This is a genomic window from Alkalicoccus chagannorensis DSM 18086, assembly GCF_000429725.1.
Classification (GTDB): Bacteria; Bacillota; Bacilli; order Bacillales; family Salisediminibacteriaceae; genus Alkalicoccus; species Alkalicoccus chagannorensis.
The window spans coordinates 98948-113401 of record NZ_AUCK01000012.1; the positions used below are offsets into that span (position 1 = coordinate 98948).

General features: G+C 48.6%; 15 protein-coding genes. 7 read left to right on the plus strand and 8 right to left on the minus strand.

Features of this window, described 5'->3' with window-relative positions; genetic code table 11:
* Window positions 1–3: 3 nt before the first annotated feature.
* Window positions 4–465 (plus strand): hypothetical protein, encoded by a 462-nt coding sequence (locus tag G477_RS21370; RefSeq protein WP_026697567.1) that lies wholly within the window; start codon window positions 4–6, stop codon window positions 463–465.
* 661 nt (window positions 466–1126) lie between these two features.
* The gene (locus G477_RS0108355; RefSeq protein ID WP_026697569.1) at window positions 1127–1363 is read left to right on the plus strand and encodes a hypothetical protein; all 237 of its coding nucleotides are present in this window, start codon (window positions 1127–1129) and stop codon (window positions 1361–1363) included.
* A gap of 122 nt (window positions 1364–1485) precedes the next feature.
* Here the strand turns inward: G477_RS0108355 and G477_RS0108360 are convergent, their stop codons facing one another.
* The 3 genes from G477_RS0108360 to G477_RS0108370 all read right to left on the minus strand — a co-directional run bounded on the left by G477_RS0108360 (window position 1486) and on the right by G477_RS0108370 (window position 4677).
* Window positions 1486–2037, minus strand: a complete 552-nt coding sequence (locus tag G477_RS0108360; RefSeq protein ID WP_026697570.1) for a general stress protein — start codon at window positions 2035–2037, stop codon at window positions 1486–1488.
* 67 nt (window positions 2038–2104) lie between these two features.
* Window positions 2105–2794 carry a hypothetical protein gene (locus G477_RS0108365; RefSeq protein WP_156897319.1) on the minus strand — a complete coding sequence of 230 codons (690 nt, stop codon included), beginning with the start codon at window positions 2792–2794 and terminating at the stop codon, window positions 2105–2107.
* Between the two features lie 104 nt (window positions 2795–2898).
* Window positions 2899–4677 (minus strand): methyl-accepting chemotaxis protein, encoded by a 1779-nt coding sequence (locus G477_RS0108370; RefSeq protein WP_026697572.1) that lies wholly within the window; start codon window positions 4675–4677, stop codon window positions 2899–2901.
* 232 nt (window positions 4678–4909) lie between these two features.
* On the opposite strand from G477_RS0108370, the gene G477_RS0108375 reads away from it, so the two are divergent.
* A complete protein-coding gene (locus tag G477_RS0108375) occupies window positions 4910–5269 on the plus strand; it encodes an HIT family protein (protein ID WP_035211578.1) in 360 nt (119 codons plus the stop codon).
* A gap of 10 nt (window positions 5270–5279) precedes the next feature.
* The gene (locus G477_RS0108380) at window positions 5280–7688 is read left to right on the plus strand and encodes a DEAD/DEAH box helicase family protein (RefSeq protein ID WP_026697574.1); all 2409 of its coding nucleotides are present in this window, start codon (window positions 5280–5282) and stop codon (window positions 7686–7688) included.
* A gap of 363 nt (window positions 7689–8051) precedes the next feature.
* Here the strand turns inward: G477_RS0108380 and G477_RS0108385 are convergent, their stop codons facing one another.
* The 5 genes from G477_RS0108385 to G477_RS20915 all read right to left on the minus strand — a co-directional run bounded on the left by G477_RS0108385 (window position 8052) and on the right by G477_RS20915 (window position 11729).
* Window positions 8052–9734 carry a DUF262 domain-containing protein gene (locus tag G477_RS0108385; protein WP_026697575.1) on the minus strand — a complete coding sequence of 561 codons (1683 nt, stop codon included), beginning with the start codon at window positions 9732–9734 and terminating at the stop codon, window positions 8052–8054.
* A gap of 425 nt (window positions 9735–10159) precedes the next feature.
* A complete protein-coding gene (locus G477_RS21195; RefSeq protein ID WP_170203858.1) occupies window positions 10160–10723 on the minus strand; it encodes a transposase in 564 nt (187 codons plus the stop codon).
* Window positions 10662–10859: a helix-turn-helix domain-containing protein gene (locus G477_RS21705; protein WP_415783262.1), complete on the minus strand. Its 198-nt coding sequence runs from the start codon at window positions 10857–10859 to the stop codon at window positions 10662–10664. Before G477_RS21705 ends, G477_RS21195 begins: the two co-directional genes overlap by 62 nt.
* Window positions 10808–11302: a transposase gene (locus G477_RS0108395; protein WP_084406181.1), complete on the minus strand. Its 495-nt coding sequence runs from the start codon at window positions 11300–11302 to the stop codon at window positions 10808–10810. The genes G477_RS21705 and G477_RS0108395 overlap by 52 nt, the downstream gene beginning before the upstream one ends.
* Complete coding sequence (locus G477_RS20915; protein WP_084406182.1) at window positions 11250–11729, minus strand: transposase family protein; 480 nt, start codon at window positions 11727–11729, stop codon at window positions 11250–11252. The genes G477_RS0108395 and G477_RS20915 overlap by 53 nt, the downstream gene beginning before the upstream one ends.
* Before the next feature lie 412 nt (window positions 11730–12141).
* On the opposite strand from G477_RS20915, the gene G477_RS0108400 reads away from it, so the two are divergent.
* The 3 genes from G477_RS0108400 to G477_RS19105 form a co-directional block, all read left to right on the plus strand.
* Window positions 12142–12357 (plus strand): helix-turn-helix domain-containing protein, encoded by a 216-nt coding sequence (locus G477_RS0108400; protein ID WP_026697578.1) that lies wholly within the window; start codon window positions 12142–12144, stop codon window positions 12355–12357.
* Window positions 12358–12374: 17 nt separating this feature from the next.
* Window positions 12375–13571 (plus strand): MvaI/BcnI family restriction endonuclease, encoded by a 1197-nt coding sequence (locus G477_RS0108405; protein ID WP_026697579.1) that lies wholly within the window; start codon window positions 12375–12377, stop codon window positions 13569–13571.
* A gap of 637 nt (window positions 13572–14208) precedes the next feature.
* On the plus strand, window positions 14209–14454 hold a 246-nt coding region (locus G477_RS19105; protein ID WP_170203860.1), incomplete at its 3' end, for a transposase.

Below are 14454 nucleotides of genomic sequence, written 5' to 3' on the forward strand. Positions count from 1 at the left end.
GGTATGACCGCTGTTCAGGCAGACACGTACAACTGTGATGATTTTGACACAGGTCAAGAAGTCTGGGAATTCTGGGAAGAGAACGGGTATAGCTCCGAAAACGACCCGAACGGCCTTGATGGCGACAGCGACGGTGTCCCTTGTGAAGGCTTGACGCTGGATGCTGGCCTGGAAGGACAGTTTCTTGCACACGACGATGAAATGACCGGCGGCGCAGAAGCTGAAGCCAATGCTGGCAACGACGCAAACAACAACAATAACGATAATCATAACAACAACAACAACAATAACAACGACGCTGACCACAACGATAACAACGGCTATGCCGACAACAACCACAACGATGACGGCAATGCGATGGCGGATACAGCCACATCCTATCCGACAGCAGCACTCTTCGGCCTGCTCGCAGCAGCAGCCGGCGGTGTGATGCTCATGAGACGCCGTCCAGAAGCAGTGAAGTAACCCGCACGCCTTGAAGCACCCGCCCTGAAAAGGGGTCGGGTGCTTTTTTTCGTTCATAGGGGCCGTTCCCTGTGCTTGTGCTCGCGCGAAGCGGAGTGTCCGCTGCAAGGTTCTGAGTGACCGCTCTGCCCCGCTGAACGTCCGCTGCGCCTTGCTGAACGTCCGCCCAGCGCCTGAATGACCGCTGCTCGTCGCTGAGTGACCGCCCAGGCCCGCTGAACGTCCGCTCCCAGCCGCTGAACCGCCGCTTTCCCTCCCTGAACGTCCGAGCGTCGCCCCCCACCAAGGACATCTCCACGCAGCCCTCCCTATGGTCCACATTCCACAACCAACCCCAGCAGCTATTTTGCCAAAATACTGACAACGAAAAGGAAATCCATTCCCATTTGGAAAAACCTATGATACAGTAAAACCACGAAAGGCAAGACGTTTTTCCGAAAAGACCAAGTCAAGAGGGGCACAGGAAGACTACCATCAAACGATCGCTGATGATTTTCGGTGCCCTGCTCCTCAGCAGCGTCATCGTTTCCCCTCTCCTCTCTCTGCTCGAAATACCGAGTTTAGAGACGATCGAAACCCTCTTCGGAGAAACTACCGTTCTCGCGGAAATCGTCCGCCAAGGCGGCATAGGAAAACGTCACGCCCCACAAAGGAGGTTACGATGGATAAAAGAAAAAAATGGCTCTGGTTTCTCGGAGCAGTGCTCCTCACCCTATTCCTTCTAGCTCCCCTGCGATCCGCCCTCGGCATCCCGGGTTTTGACGCTTTACTCACGACGGTCTTCGGCGGCAATACGATGCTTGCCGTTCTCTTTTCGCTGGCACTCGTGCTGATCCTTGTCCTTCCTCTTATCAGACGCTCGAAAAAAACAGAACCTTCGTCCTTCAAAGAAACGTAAAGAGGCTGCCATGCCGGCAGCCTCTTCTTGTTAGATGACAGCCACGCCGTCACCTCGTATAAAAAAGCACACATGCTCAGCAGCTAAAAAGAAGCACGCCCGATCGGCATGCTCCTCTCCTCTTACTGGTTGTCTTTTCGTACAATTTTGTCATCGCGGTACGCTTTCGCCCGTTCGTTTTCTTCCGGATCGCGGATGTACTGCTGCTCCTGCTGGACGATCTGCATCTCTTCCTGCGGCGTCATCTCTTCGACCGGCTTGTCCTCCACCGGACGGCCGTCCTGGTCGAGCTTCTTCTCCGGATGCGGCGCATCGTCGTGTACGAGCACGACGAACTTCTGGTCGGCCACATCATCAATCAGCTCCTCCGCTTTCTCCTTCGAGACACCGAGCTGATTCATGATCGCCATGCGGTGGTCCTTCTGCTCATCCTTGTCGTCCAGATTGAGCTTCGTCTTCAGCGATGAAAACAGGCCGTCGCCTTCCGTCGGCTTCGTGCTGAAGCGCTCTACGTTCACGCCGTACTTGAACGTCCGCGTATCCACTTCCGGATAATGATCCTTATCCACGATGATCGTGATCTTCGCCGGTTCCTGATGCTGCTTGTCGAGGTGATGCACCTTCTCCACGGCGTCTGCTTTCTGTCCGTAGACTCCGATAATCTTCGTATTCATTGGAATTCCTCCTTCAGGAATGGTTTATCTATCCTTTCCATTCCCCGCGAATCCCTGAAAGCAAACATCAGCGCGCCGCGACCGCCTCCAGCAGGTCCTCCCAGTTGCCGTAGGCTTCGATAAAGCCATCCGCATCATACAGCAGGAACTGCGGCAGCGGATCGAGCTCCTCTTCCACCTGGAAAAACGCCACACTATCCTCCAGCAGCAGCGACGCGCGCGCCGTATCATCCGACGCAGCAGCCGCAATCTCCCGGTGGAAATGCGACCGGTTCACGCCATAGTTACGATCCAGGCCGCTCCCCGCCTCTGCCGTAATCAAACCGAGCAGCGGCGACTCCCCGGACGGCAGCAGGTTCGCCGTGACGAACGCATGAAAATGCTCCATCCCAAGCTCCTCCACCACCAGCTCTTCTGCACGCACCGCCGGCAGCAGCGACTGATCCCGCATGATGTAGCCATCCCGGTCCGACCGCACCTCCCGCTCGAACGGCTCCGACGTGCGCACCAGCACCTCCTGCTCCATGTAACGCTCCAGGCCGCTGTCCGCAAACGCCAGCTCCTCCCCGGACGCCGTCACCACACGCGTCTCCTCATCGATAACTACCTGATACGCCTCCACCTCATAGTCCGACCAGTCCCCCGCACTATCCTGGCGCGCATCGACCGTTTCCCCGTGCAGATCATCCTCCACGAACACCACCAGCGGACGCCCCTCCCCCGCCGTGCCGAGGCTCACCCCGTCGATCTCATCCACCTCGTCGGACTGGCATCCTATAAGCAAACCAAGCAGCAGCAGCCACCGCATGCGGCATCTCTCCTTCCGGTTCTCATTATACCGGAATCTGCTGTCGATTTCCTTTAGGCGTCACGCAGACGGAACTCCTGTATCTGTTCCTGCAGTTCGACGGCAGTCGCACTCAGCTGTTCGGACGTGTCCGCGATCTCGTTCATCGCCGCGAGCGACTGCTCGGACGTCGCGGCGACCGTGCTCGTGCTGTCGGTCATGTCGTCTGTCCAGCTGCCGAACGTCTCCATCGTCTCTTTGAGGGACGCGGCCTGTTCGTTCATACGGCCGACGATGCCATCGAGTTCCACGATGCGGCCGTCGACGTCTTCGTTCAGCGTCTTCATCTCTTCGAACTGTCCGCGCACCGACTGCATCGACGAGACGCCGGCCTGCACTTCCTCCTGGACCTTCGTCATCGCATCGACCGAGGTGTCGGTGTCATGCTGCACGTCGTGGATCATGCCGGTGATTTTCTCGGCGGACGTACCGGACTGTTCGGCGAGCTTGCGCACCTCGTCGGCGACGACGGCGAAGCCTTTGCCCGCCTCGCCGGCACGCGCCGCTTCAATCGAGGCGTTCAAGGCAAGCAGGTTCGTCTGCTCGCTGATGTCGGTCATCGTCTGCACGATCTCGTTGATTTCTCGCGAGCGTCCTTCGAGCCGCTTCATGACGGCCATCGTCTCTTCCACCGAGGCTTCGATCGAAGCGATGCGGCCGGACGTCGCTTCGACTTCCTCTGCGCCCTGGCGGCTCACGTCCAGCGACGACTCGGACGTCTGCCGCAGCTCCGCCGACGTTCCCCGCATCTGCTCAAGCCCCTGTTCCTGCGCTTCGACCGCTTCGAGGCTCTTGTCGCTCTGCTGGCGCATCGCTTCCGCTTTCTCCGCCACGCCCTGGATCTCGTGCGCCGTCTGTTCACTCGACGACGTGTTCTCCTGTGCACTCGCCGTCAGCTCCTCCGAGGAGGCTGCGACGTGGTTCGATGTATCGTGGATGCGGTGGATCATCGACGTGAGCCGCGCCTTCATCCGGTTCACCGCCGCTGCCTGGACCGCGAGCTCCGTCCGCCCCGTCTCCGGCAGCGCCTCGCCGCGCAGATCCCCGGCGGCGATTTCTTCCGACGCGGTCGTCACGTGGGCGATCTGCCGGTTCACCCGGCGCATCAGGAAGAAGAACGTCGTCCCTGCTGCCCCCGCGGACAGTCCGCCGATCAGTACCGCCATGCCCCCGATATAGGAGGCCGCAGCGTTGAACTCTTCCGTATAGGCCGCGAGCCCATAATTCCAGCCCCACGGCTCGAAGTGTTCCATGTAGGCATATTTCTCGCGTGCGTTGGTCTCGCCTTCGTTCGTCCACATGTACGTGTAGTAGCGGTCATCGGGATCGTCCTGATTCGCCGCAGCAATGAGGCCCTGGATCATGTACTCCCCGTCTTCGTCCTGCAGATCGTAGACTTCGTCGCCTTCGATCCCGACCGGGTGCAGCACCGTCATGCCGTCGTCTTCGAAGGCGTAAAAGTAGCCTTCCGCGCCATAGGTGAACGGGCTGGCTTCATAATCGCGGATCGGATTGCCGCCGTCCGACTCGCCGGTCACCTCGCCGGACAGCCGTACGCGCGCTTCTTCCTGTGCCTCGTCGAGCTCCATGTCGCCGGCTTCGACGCGTTCATCGAGCGCTTCCATCATCTCGCCGGCGCTCTGCACCCGGGCCTGCAGGTCGCGCTCCCCCGCTTCGGTGAGCGTCCGATCCGCCATCAGGTAGCTCACGACACCGAGCACGGCGACGGCCAGAACAATCATCGCCACCGCCATCCCGAGTATCCGATTCGATAACTTGTCGTACCACTTCATCTTGAGACCCCTCCCTCATCGAAGCACCTTTGGGCGTGCTCCCTTCGACTTATATACGTGTAAGCATAGCACACATTCGCTTCACCGATGAACCGCTTTCCCGCTTTTCTTTCTAGTACTTTTCTTTCTCCTTTTCTTTTCCGATCGGGATAGGTGGACTGGGAAAGCAGTGCTTGCACTTTTGGCGCTGGCATTGGACAATATAGAGAGAAAAGGAAGGGAGCGGAAGTCCATGTGCGCATTCTGTGAACTGGATACATATGAGATGGAGAATGATCACGCGGTGGCGATTTTCGACAAGTACCCGGTCACAGAAGGCCACGTTCTGATCATTCCGAAGCGGCACACGGCGGATTATTTCGATTTAACCCCTATGGAACAAGAAAGCATGCAGCGGCTGCTGGAAGCAATGCGGATGCGCCTGCTGTTCCAATTCCGCCCGGACGGGTTCAACGTCGGCATCAACTGCGGCAGGGCCGCCGGTCAGACGATCTTTCACGTCCACATGCATTTGATTCCCCGTCGCTCCGGCGACATGGACGATCCGGCCGGTGGCGTGCGCGGCGTCATCCCGGAGAAGCAGAAGTATTAGGAGGACGACCATGACACGCATTGCACTCATTCAGGACCGGTTCATCGATACGCTCCGGCATGAAACAGAGAAAGCCGATACCATCTACATCATGGTCTCCTTCGCGATGACTTCCGGTGTGAAGATGCTCCTGCCCGCACTCGAAGAAGCCGCCAAAAAAGGCGCAGACATCAAAATCTGCACCGGGGACTACCTTTATGTCACACAGCCGGACGCGCTCGCACTGCTGCTGGAGTTGGAGGACCATGCCGAACTGCGTCTCTGGGAAAGCCGCGGAACGTCGTTTCATCCGAAGATGTACTTCTTTGACGACGACGGAGAACGGACGCTGTACGTCGGCTCCTCAAATCTGTCCCGCTCCGCCCTGTCCGGCGGGATCGAATGGAACCTCGGCGTCTCCGGTCCGGAAGCGGAAGCGGCCGTGGAAGAAGCCTCGGAGAGCTTCCTCCGCCTGTTCTATGATGAGCAGACGATTCCGCTCAACCAGGAGACATTCAAACGCTACGAAGCGCTCTACGAACAGCACCGCGCCACGCTTCCGCCGTGGGCCAAGGAACATACAGAAGAAAAAGAACAGCAGCTGATGTACGGGAGCGAGGCGACGAGTCAGCCGCTGCCGTCGGTAGAGCCAGCCTCGGCTTATACAACGACCCTATCACCGCGCGGGCCGCAGCTCGATGCCCTGGAGGCGCTCGAGACGACTGTGGAGGAAGGCTACCTCCGGGCCCTCGTCGTCATGGCCACCGGTCTCGGCAAAACGTACCTCGCCGCCTTCTTCGCCCGTCAGTATTCGCGCATCCTGTTCGTCGCTCACCGCGAAGAAATTCTCCATCAAGCCGCTGCGTCGTTTAACGAGGTGATGCCGGAGAAGCGGACTGGCATCGTGAACGGTCGGCAGAAGGAAATGGACGCGGACAGCGTGTTCGCCTCGGTGTTCACGCTCGCCAACGAAAAGCTGCTGCACCAGTTCGATCCGGACGCCTTCGATCTGATTATCGTCGACGAGTTCCATCACGCCGCAGCTGCATCCTACCAGCGTATGCTCGACTATTTCGAGCCGTCCTTTCTCATCGGCCTCACCGCAACGCCGTACCGGCTCGACGGCAGCGACGTCTTCGCCCTCTGTGACGGGAACGTCGCGTTCGAGATGGATTTCACCGAAGCGATCCGCATCGGCGCCTTAACGCCGTTCCGCTACTACGGTATCTACGACGACACGGACTATTCGCAGGTGACGTGGCTCGGCAGCCGCTACGATGAGGACGAACTCGCCGCCGTCCAGCTGAAAACTTCTGTTGCCGAGCAGGTTTATGCTGCCTGGGAGCGACACCGACAGACGCGCACGCTCGCCTTTTGCTCCTCGATCCGGCAGGCCGTCTTTTTAGCCGACCATTTCCGGAACCAGGGCATTCGTGCTGAAGCGCTCCACTCCGGGGCGGACAGCATGGACCGCCACGACGCCGTCCAGTTCCTGCAGGACGGCCGGCTCGATATCGTCTTCACCGTGGATCTGTTCAATGAAGGAACGGACATTCCGAAAGTCGATACGCTCCTCTTCACGCGACCGACCGAATCGCTGACGGTATTCACCCAGCAGATCGGCCGCGGGCTCCGGCTCGCAGACAAGAAAGAGCACTGCCACGTCATCGACTTGATCGGGAACTACAAAAACGCCGACACGAAGCTGCAGGCGCTGGACCCAACAGGCGGCAGCAGCAGCCCGAAGCAGGTTATCCCGACCGTGCCGGACGCCTGCAGCGTGCAGCTCGATACGCAGGTCATCGACATGATCCAGGAAATGAAGCGCCGCCTGCAGCCAAAAAAGGAGCGGATGCTCCACTTATACCGGGACTTGAAAGAAGAACTTGGCCGTCGTCCGACATACCTGGAGCTGTACCGCCTCCGCTTCCAGGGCAGCTTCACGATCCGTCCCTCGTTCCCGTCCTACCCGCACTTCCTCCTCTGGGCCGGCGAACTTAACGAAGCGGAACGCGCGGCCCTAGAGGAAGGCGAAGACTGGATCCGCATGGTGGAGCAGACGAGCATGAGCAAAAGCTACAAAATGGTCGTCATCCAGAGCCTCCTCCAGCGAGGCAGCAGCCACTGGCTCGATCCGATCACACCGGAAGAAGCAGCACCCTTCTTCCTCGATTACCTTACGGCCACGCCCTACCGGAAACAGGACCTGCAGGATAAATCGAACAAAGACTGGACCACCGAGGACCTGCCAGCTGTCGAACGCACTCTGAAAACCATGCCCTTCCCGAAACTCGGCGGCCCGACCACCTTCGATGGCACGACGCTGACCATCGATATCCAGCCAGACGACACCTCCGCCGATATCCTGTACGACTGGACCGAGCAGATCAGCCGGTATCGACTGGAGACATATTTTGAGAGGAAATACGAGAAGAAATAGTGAAACAAACCTAATTAACAACAAAGAAGATGGCTCAGCCCTGCAGGGAAAAGCCATCTTATAGAAGCACGTTTCAACCCCGCACATCGGCAGCAGGGCATGAAATTTTCAAAAGTAATATCCTTTAAGATTAACTTAACACTACTATGTTTTCTTCATTAGTTGCTCGATTTTTTTCATCGGTGATTTCATTCTCTAGTACAAGCGGACAAACCGCTTTTACTATCTTTAGAGATTGAATACAGCACTTAATAACTTTCGTTTGTACATTAAACAGAGAGTTTCTTGATTTGAAGATAAATATGAAGTTGCAAGAATCTATATCTTCTATAAACCATTATTTAAAACTCGCAAAACGAGTATTTAGAATTTCCAAACTTTAACAGCCTTTTCTGCTAAATATTTTTGTCTCGCGTTTATTTGATTAAAATCCCAATGAGTATAATCACATAAATCTTTAGTTATTTTTATTTCTGAATATATATAGTAGTTGTTTTTCTTTTCTTGAAAGTTTTTATTGGAAGCGTTCTGATTTAGCTTTTTCTGAAGTAAAGTTAGGTTGCCAATTTTGTTTATATATTGTTCAAAATCTTCATCGCTTGCATTAATAATATTTTCCCACTCTATATTATTAGGTTTTTTCGGCATGATGTGCTCTACATGAACTTGTTGAGCGTTATTAATAACATTTTCTTTGGTACCCATACTATTATTAATTTTTTCTAAAATATATCTTTGAAGATTCCCCTTTTTTATAGATGTATTCTCAAAATCAGCTTTGAATTTTTCATCACTAGCAGCTTGGTTAACAAACATAGAAACTAATTCTTCTATAGCAGCATTTCCTTTGTTTCGTATTTTGCTTGCAATAAGATCAAAAAACTTTTCAATATCACTAGGATTATTGCTTCCAATTGTTAAATACCTAAACAAGAAATTCTCACATGTCTTAACAAGTCTTAAAAAGTTCTCTTGATTTAACTCTTTTTTTCCTATTAAGATTATACTATAAGAAGCTCTATAACCCAATTTGACCATATTTGATATGCTGTCAACTACTTCATAGTCTCCCCAATAATTTTTCTTTGGTTCAATAATATTCACATAAATATCAGCCATAAATAATAGATCGTCCATAAACTCATTTACATTTACATCGCTTTTATTTAAGTGTTGCTTTAGTTTTTCATAGAGTTTTTTTTCGGTAACTCTTTGATGATTAGCTAACCAATAATGTCTTAAAAATACTGTCAAATTCATTTGTGTTAATTCGTCATTCAAGTTACTCCATTTCTTTCTTACTTCTTCCAATTGAAAACTTGAAGCTTTAGAGAAAATATGGTTTTTGAGAAGATCTGAAGTTGAAAGTTCCATTCCTCTATCATTTAATGTTTCAAAAATAATATAAGCGTCGACATCATTTGTCACGGTTATATTTACTATTAAAAAACGATTTAGTACTATTTCAACTAAATCTAATAGATTTTTTTTCTTGTCCTCTCTTTGTTTCAAAAAATCTTCTATTTCTTCTTTGAAAATTTGATAAGCCGTAATCAGATTAATATTAGACATATGCTTGGATGAAGCGGGTTTCTCATTAAAATCTTCAATTGTTTTTCTTTCAGTTGAGTCTAAGGGGTGCTGAATATATTTTTGGAACACCTCTTTGTTAACTTCTGATAGTGTTAGCCGGAAAGTCTCTTGCAAACGCAAGTCTCTCTCGGAGATATAGGTTGTATGGATATTCATCGCATTATCTTCATAACCGTAATTAAAGAAACAATCTCGAGCCGCACATAAAAAAATTGTTAAGGTTGATATTCTTTGTTGACCATCTATAATTTCAAATGTATTAATCCCATTTTTTAAAACCACTGAGCCTAAAAAGTATTCTTGATGATTTTCATTAAATGCCATAATTATGTCATCCCAAAACTGACTAACCTCTTCTTTTTTCCAAGAATATCCTCTTTGGTAAAATGGTACATTATAAGTATAGTTGAAAACTTCATTAATATTCCGCTTGTGGACCTCAAAATGATTCATAAATTTACAACAACTCCTCTTATCATCTTTATTTATAGATAATAATAGTATATTTAACCAACCATACAATTATATAACCTTACTTTTCAAGTATTCAAAAGCCAATATAACTTAATATTATTAAAAGTAAGTGTCAAAAATCTGCATATTAATAATAATAATAAGGATTTCGAGGCTTTCCTCTCTATTGCTTCGCTTAGGTCTAACTAGTCGAAATAAAAATTTATCTAAGTCTCCAAGCAGTGATATCCATTCAGTCATGCAGCGTGCCCTAACTTTCACACGAAAAAAACCGCGATAGATTCAGCGATCCGACAGTTGTAACCATTAAGTAGTAGAGGCTCTTACGTGGTTTTGGGGAACAGATACCTCTTCTAGTAATAATGTCTGTCATTCTTCTTTTACGATAATTATATGACGACATCTTATGACATAATAGATCGATGGAATACACGTTTCCGTAATAAGTCGAAGGAACCTCTTCCATACATGATGGCCTTTTGTACTTTTAATCGATGCACATGGCCCTCCGCTACACCGTTGCTCCACGGAAGAAGAACGGCATGACGAATCGCAACAGCATCATGGTTGAGTCTTCGCAGAAAGCGCTGGATTCGAGGGAATCCAGCCCAGGTTTCTATCTGAAGAAAAGAATCAAACAAGGTGTCGTCTTTTTTCACAAACATTTGACGAAAAGTCACTAGTAAGGTTAGAAGCTTTTGAATCGGAGGCCATGAGGCCTCCCACTCTTTTTCTATTTCTCCGCTGGGCCGGTTCGGATGAGACATCTTCCAGAGCGCGCTGAGCACCTCTTTCGGTTTAATAACAGAAGAGGGCTGGAGGCATTGTTTTCTTTCCTGAGCAATCATCGTATTCAAGGTAGAACGGGACCCTTGATAACCGGCTTGTCTACAACCGGTTTCAATGTCATCTCCTTTCTTGCCTTGCAGAAGGAGGGTATGAATAAGAGAACGAACGATACCCATCATAAGGAGAGGACCGTTGATGACTTGGAGGTTGTTGCACTTGTACATAACGATAGATCGTTCCGCGAGATAGATGAAAGGCACGAGCTAAAGCAGAGATTGACTCCCCTTGTTGATGACGTCGCTGAACCTGCTGGATCGTCTGCCAATGCTTCTTTTCGTTTTCTTTTCGTTTTCTTCTCGTTGCTGATCGCTTTTCCTCTTCGAGGAAGGAACAGAGGGGTGGTGTACGACCGGTGGATGCTTCAATTTCGCAGGGAAGCGGTCATACACTTCTTCTTTCGTTGCTTCCATCAACCCTTTTAAAATATGCCAGCGGTCGGTCACTTGAATGATGAAGGGTGGTATGGATGCAATGGCCGTTTCATAGGCTCTCGATCCGTCTCGGCTGATCGTGTGAATCGATGGATGCTGCATCAACCAATGCTTGACCTGCTCTTCTGTCCGCCCCGGAAACAGATCGATCGGTCTATGCGTCAGTAAATCAACGACGATCGTCCCGTAGTGAAATCTTTTTCGCAGGGCAAAGTCATCTATGGCGACGAAAGGGAGTCTCTTTCGGTGGACTTTCCGGCATCGCACGTATCAAATATAGGAAAGCATCATGACTAAGTGGGGCACCTATAGCTTTGCTACATCGCTCAGCCGCTTTGGCACTCATCGAAAAAGCGAGTTCTTGCAGCACCAAATGCAGACGATCCGTATATCGTTTAGATGAAGAAATGCCGGAAAGTCGTTCCGTAAACACTTTGACATGGCATGTTGGTTGGAAGCAGAACCATTTATTCGTTTGAAGAACAAGGGTGACTCGTTTTCCAGAGACCGGAAGGTCTCGTAACGAGCGGACGTAGCGGCTGTGTTTTTTGCAGCTGATCGAATCGCAGTGAGGACACCTCCCCGTTTTCTTTGATGAAACAGCAACCACTTCGATTTCTTCTGGGCTTTCCTGCCAAGAAACAACGTCCATGCCTTCGATTGGTTGGTAGAAAGGAGGTAGGGTGTCCATCATAAAAAACCCCTTTTCTTTTCTATTTCCCGATAATGATAAAAAACAGTCTCCCCAAAACCATGTAAGAGCCTCTTCTACTTGACGGTTACAGTAGGATGTCCACCATGAAAAACTCCTTTTTGTTTCAATTTCCAGATAATGATGAAAAATAGTCTTCCCAAAACTCCGTAAGAGCCTCTACTACTTGAGGGTTACAATGTGTCTATACATGTGAAAAGATCACAATAAAAATCTCCTTGACTACTAATATATTAGACAGTTAAGGAGATTTTTGATGTTCGATACTCCCAGAATCATTAATCTTCTACGAATGAAATACATAGTTGAATTACACCATTAAAATGTTGTATGTACGCTACTTTATAATGGTTTTTTTGTTGTTACTATTTAGAAAAGAATAAGGAGGAACAAAATGGTGAATTCGCTATCTAAAGATTTTGGCTTGAATGTTTATAACAGGCGCTTAGAGTTAGGAATGTCTCAAGAGGACCTTGCAGGAATTACAGAAATTGACAGAACAACAATCGTCCGAATCGAACATGGAAAAGCTAACTCTAAAATATCAACAATACAAGCACTCGCAAGTGGTTTAAGAATACTTCCAAAAGATCTGTTAGACACAGATTAAATTCCAGGAGTGATAAAATGAAATTTTCAAATGAAAATTTAATTGAGGATGTTTTTTGTAAAGTGCTAACGAAGAATGATGACAGTGGTAGGCATGGGGTTTTAATTCCTGTATATGCATATCACTTATTTCCTGATTTTGTTGATTTCAGACCCGATAAAAAAGAAAACTATGAAGAATCAATAGTTACTTATTGGAATGAATCAACTGGATGGAAAAAAAAGAATAGTAAATGGAAGCACTACCATCGATACCCAGAGAGGAGGATGACAAGTTTATCTCCAGAACTTCTAAATAACAAGATGGAAGGCACTATTCTTGTATTTGGAAAATACAAAGAAGTATTCGAGTATGAGTGTCATGTATTTTCTCCCGAGGACAAAGACTATTATCGTGTTATTGAAAAGTTCAGTTTGAATTTCCTTAATAGCCAAGTAGTGGGTTCAGCTCTACTTCCTTTTGAGGAAGTTATTGATGTTCCTTCTGGTAAACAAGTCTTTGAAGAATTAATGTTCATGATCCAGAAAGTTAATTCGAAAGGGTATATTAAGTCATCGAAACAAGGAGATACTGCTATTGGTTTTACATTTGAAGAAGAATTGGGTATTCAGTCTAATAGCAATAAAAATCCAGACTATAAGGGGATTGAAATTAAATGTGGTCGGTCCAAACAAGTAAAAGAAAGAAGAAAAATCTCTAAAGGAAAACAAACATTGTTTGCACTAGTTCCGAACTGGGGAAGGCTTTCAAATAGAAGAGAGCTTGTGGAAATATATGGACATAACGACCCAAATCGAAATAGAAAGGGTCTATATTGCACCATCAAAGTAACTGAGAACAGTTATGGTTGGAAATTGGAGATTGATGAGATTCAACAGAAGATTTTCTTATGTAACAACGGTGAGAGAGTGGTGAATTATGATATGAGTGATCTAAAAAACACTTTAGAACAAAAGCATGGGGAAACAGTATTTATTACCGCTCATTCAAAAAAAGATCCTGATGGAATTGAGAGATTCCATTATGATACAGTAGTCCACTGTAGAGAGGTCCAATTTAAAGAATTTATAAATCTAATTAAAGAAAACCAAATAGGTGTTGATTTTGCTATCCATAAAAAGAACGATAAAGTAAGAGATCACGGCTTTTTATGGAGATTGGATAACAAGAAACACTTGTTGAGACTATTTAAGTACGTTCGTGAAGTCATGTAAAGACCTAAGTGAATATAAATCTTGGAATTTCAACAATTAATGCAAGGGATTTAAGATGTTTTTTAGATGCCATCAATTCATTGAATACTCAGCCTATTTTAAGACGTTTTGTTGAGGTTCTGCACCTTTTACAGTTTCCCATCAACCTTCTCTATACTAAATGTGAATGGCTATTGGCATAACATTGGTTTAAAGGAGGTTTTACATACTTTCTTGTCTTTATATATTTTACTCCTCGAGAAAGAAATAACCGATCGATGTATCGATTGGCCAAAGCCAGGCGTTATTTAGTTTTAGGAATGACATCAATATAAGCTTTTAGTTAGAGTTTCTTCTATCCAGAAAAATAGCAGAACCCTCTGACTTTCACCGAAGCGATTCTAATTAGGGGCTACTGAATAACGGTTAATTTCTTATGCCACAAGGGTTTTGGACGTTTTAATCGAAAAGAGATGCAAGGAAAAAACCGTCCGCGTTCAAAAATCCTTGCATCTGAAGGCGATGATCCATGTACAATCACTCGGAAAATCAGCTGTTACTGTCTGGTGACTTCTTTCTTCCTTTCGAAGGTTCCCTGAACCCGGATAACCGATGGGTTCATCTGGCCCAACTGATCCCATGAGACCGAGCGGAAAGCATGTACAAACAGAAGCTGAAAGATGTCACGCAGGGAGCGCATGCCTATTCGGTCCGGATGGCGCTTGGGGCACTTGTCATCAAAGAACTGCTGGGAACAAGCGATCAGGAAACGGTCCAGCAGATCGCAGAAAACCCCTACCTGCAGTACTTTCTTGGTCTGGCGGAATATCAGGAGACCTGTCCATTTGATGTCTCTTCCCTCACGTATTTCCGACGTCGAATCGATGCGGACATGATCGCACAG

Coding starts and splice junctions, on each gene's coding strand:
- G477_RS21370 (WP_026697567.1), top strand. CDS start 4: ATGACCGCTGTTCAGGCAGACACGTACAACTGTGATGATTTTGACACA.
- G477_RS0108355 (WP_026697569.1), top strand. CDS start 1,127: ATGGATAAAAGAAAAAAATGGCTCTGGTTTCTCGGAGCAGTGCTCCTC.
- G477_RS0108360 (WP_026697570.1), bottom strand. CDS start 2,037: ATGAATACGAAGATTATCGGAGTCTACGGACAGAAAGCAGACGCCGTG.
- G477_RS0108370 (WP_026697572.1), bottom strand. CDS start 4,677: ATGAAGTGGTACGACAAGTTATCGAATCGGATACTCGGGATGGCGGTG.
- G477_RS0108375 (WP_035211578.1), top strand. CDS start 4,910: ATGTGCGCATTCTGTGAACTGGATACATATGAGATGGAGAATGATCAC.
- G477_RS0108380 (WP_026697574.1), top strand. CDS start 5,280: ATGACACGCATTGCACTCATTCAGGACCGGTTCATCGATACGCTCCGG.
- G477_RS0108385 (WP_026697575.1), bottom strand. CDS start 9,734: ATGAATCATTTTGAGGTCCACAAGCGGAATATTAATGAAGTTTTCAAC.
- G477_RS21195 (WP_170203858.1), bottom strand. CDS start 10,723: ATGATGGGTATCGTTCGTTCTCTTATTCATACCCTCCTTCTGCAAGGC.
- G477_RS20915 (WP_084406182.1), bottom strand. CDS start 11,729: ATGATGGACACCCTACCTCCTTTCTACCAACCAATCGAAGGCATGGAC.
- G477_RS0108400 (WP_026697578.1), top strand. CDS start 12,142: ATGGTGAATTCGCTATCTAAAGATTTTGGCTTGAATGTTTATAACAGG.
- G477_RS0108405 (WP_026697579.1), top strand. CDS start 12,375: ATGAAATTTTCAAATGAAAATTTAATTGAGGATGTTTTTTGTAAAGTG.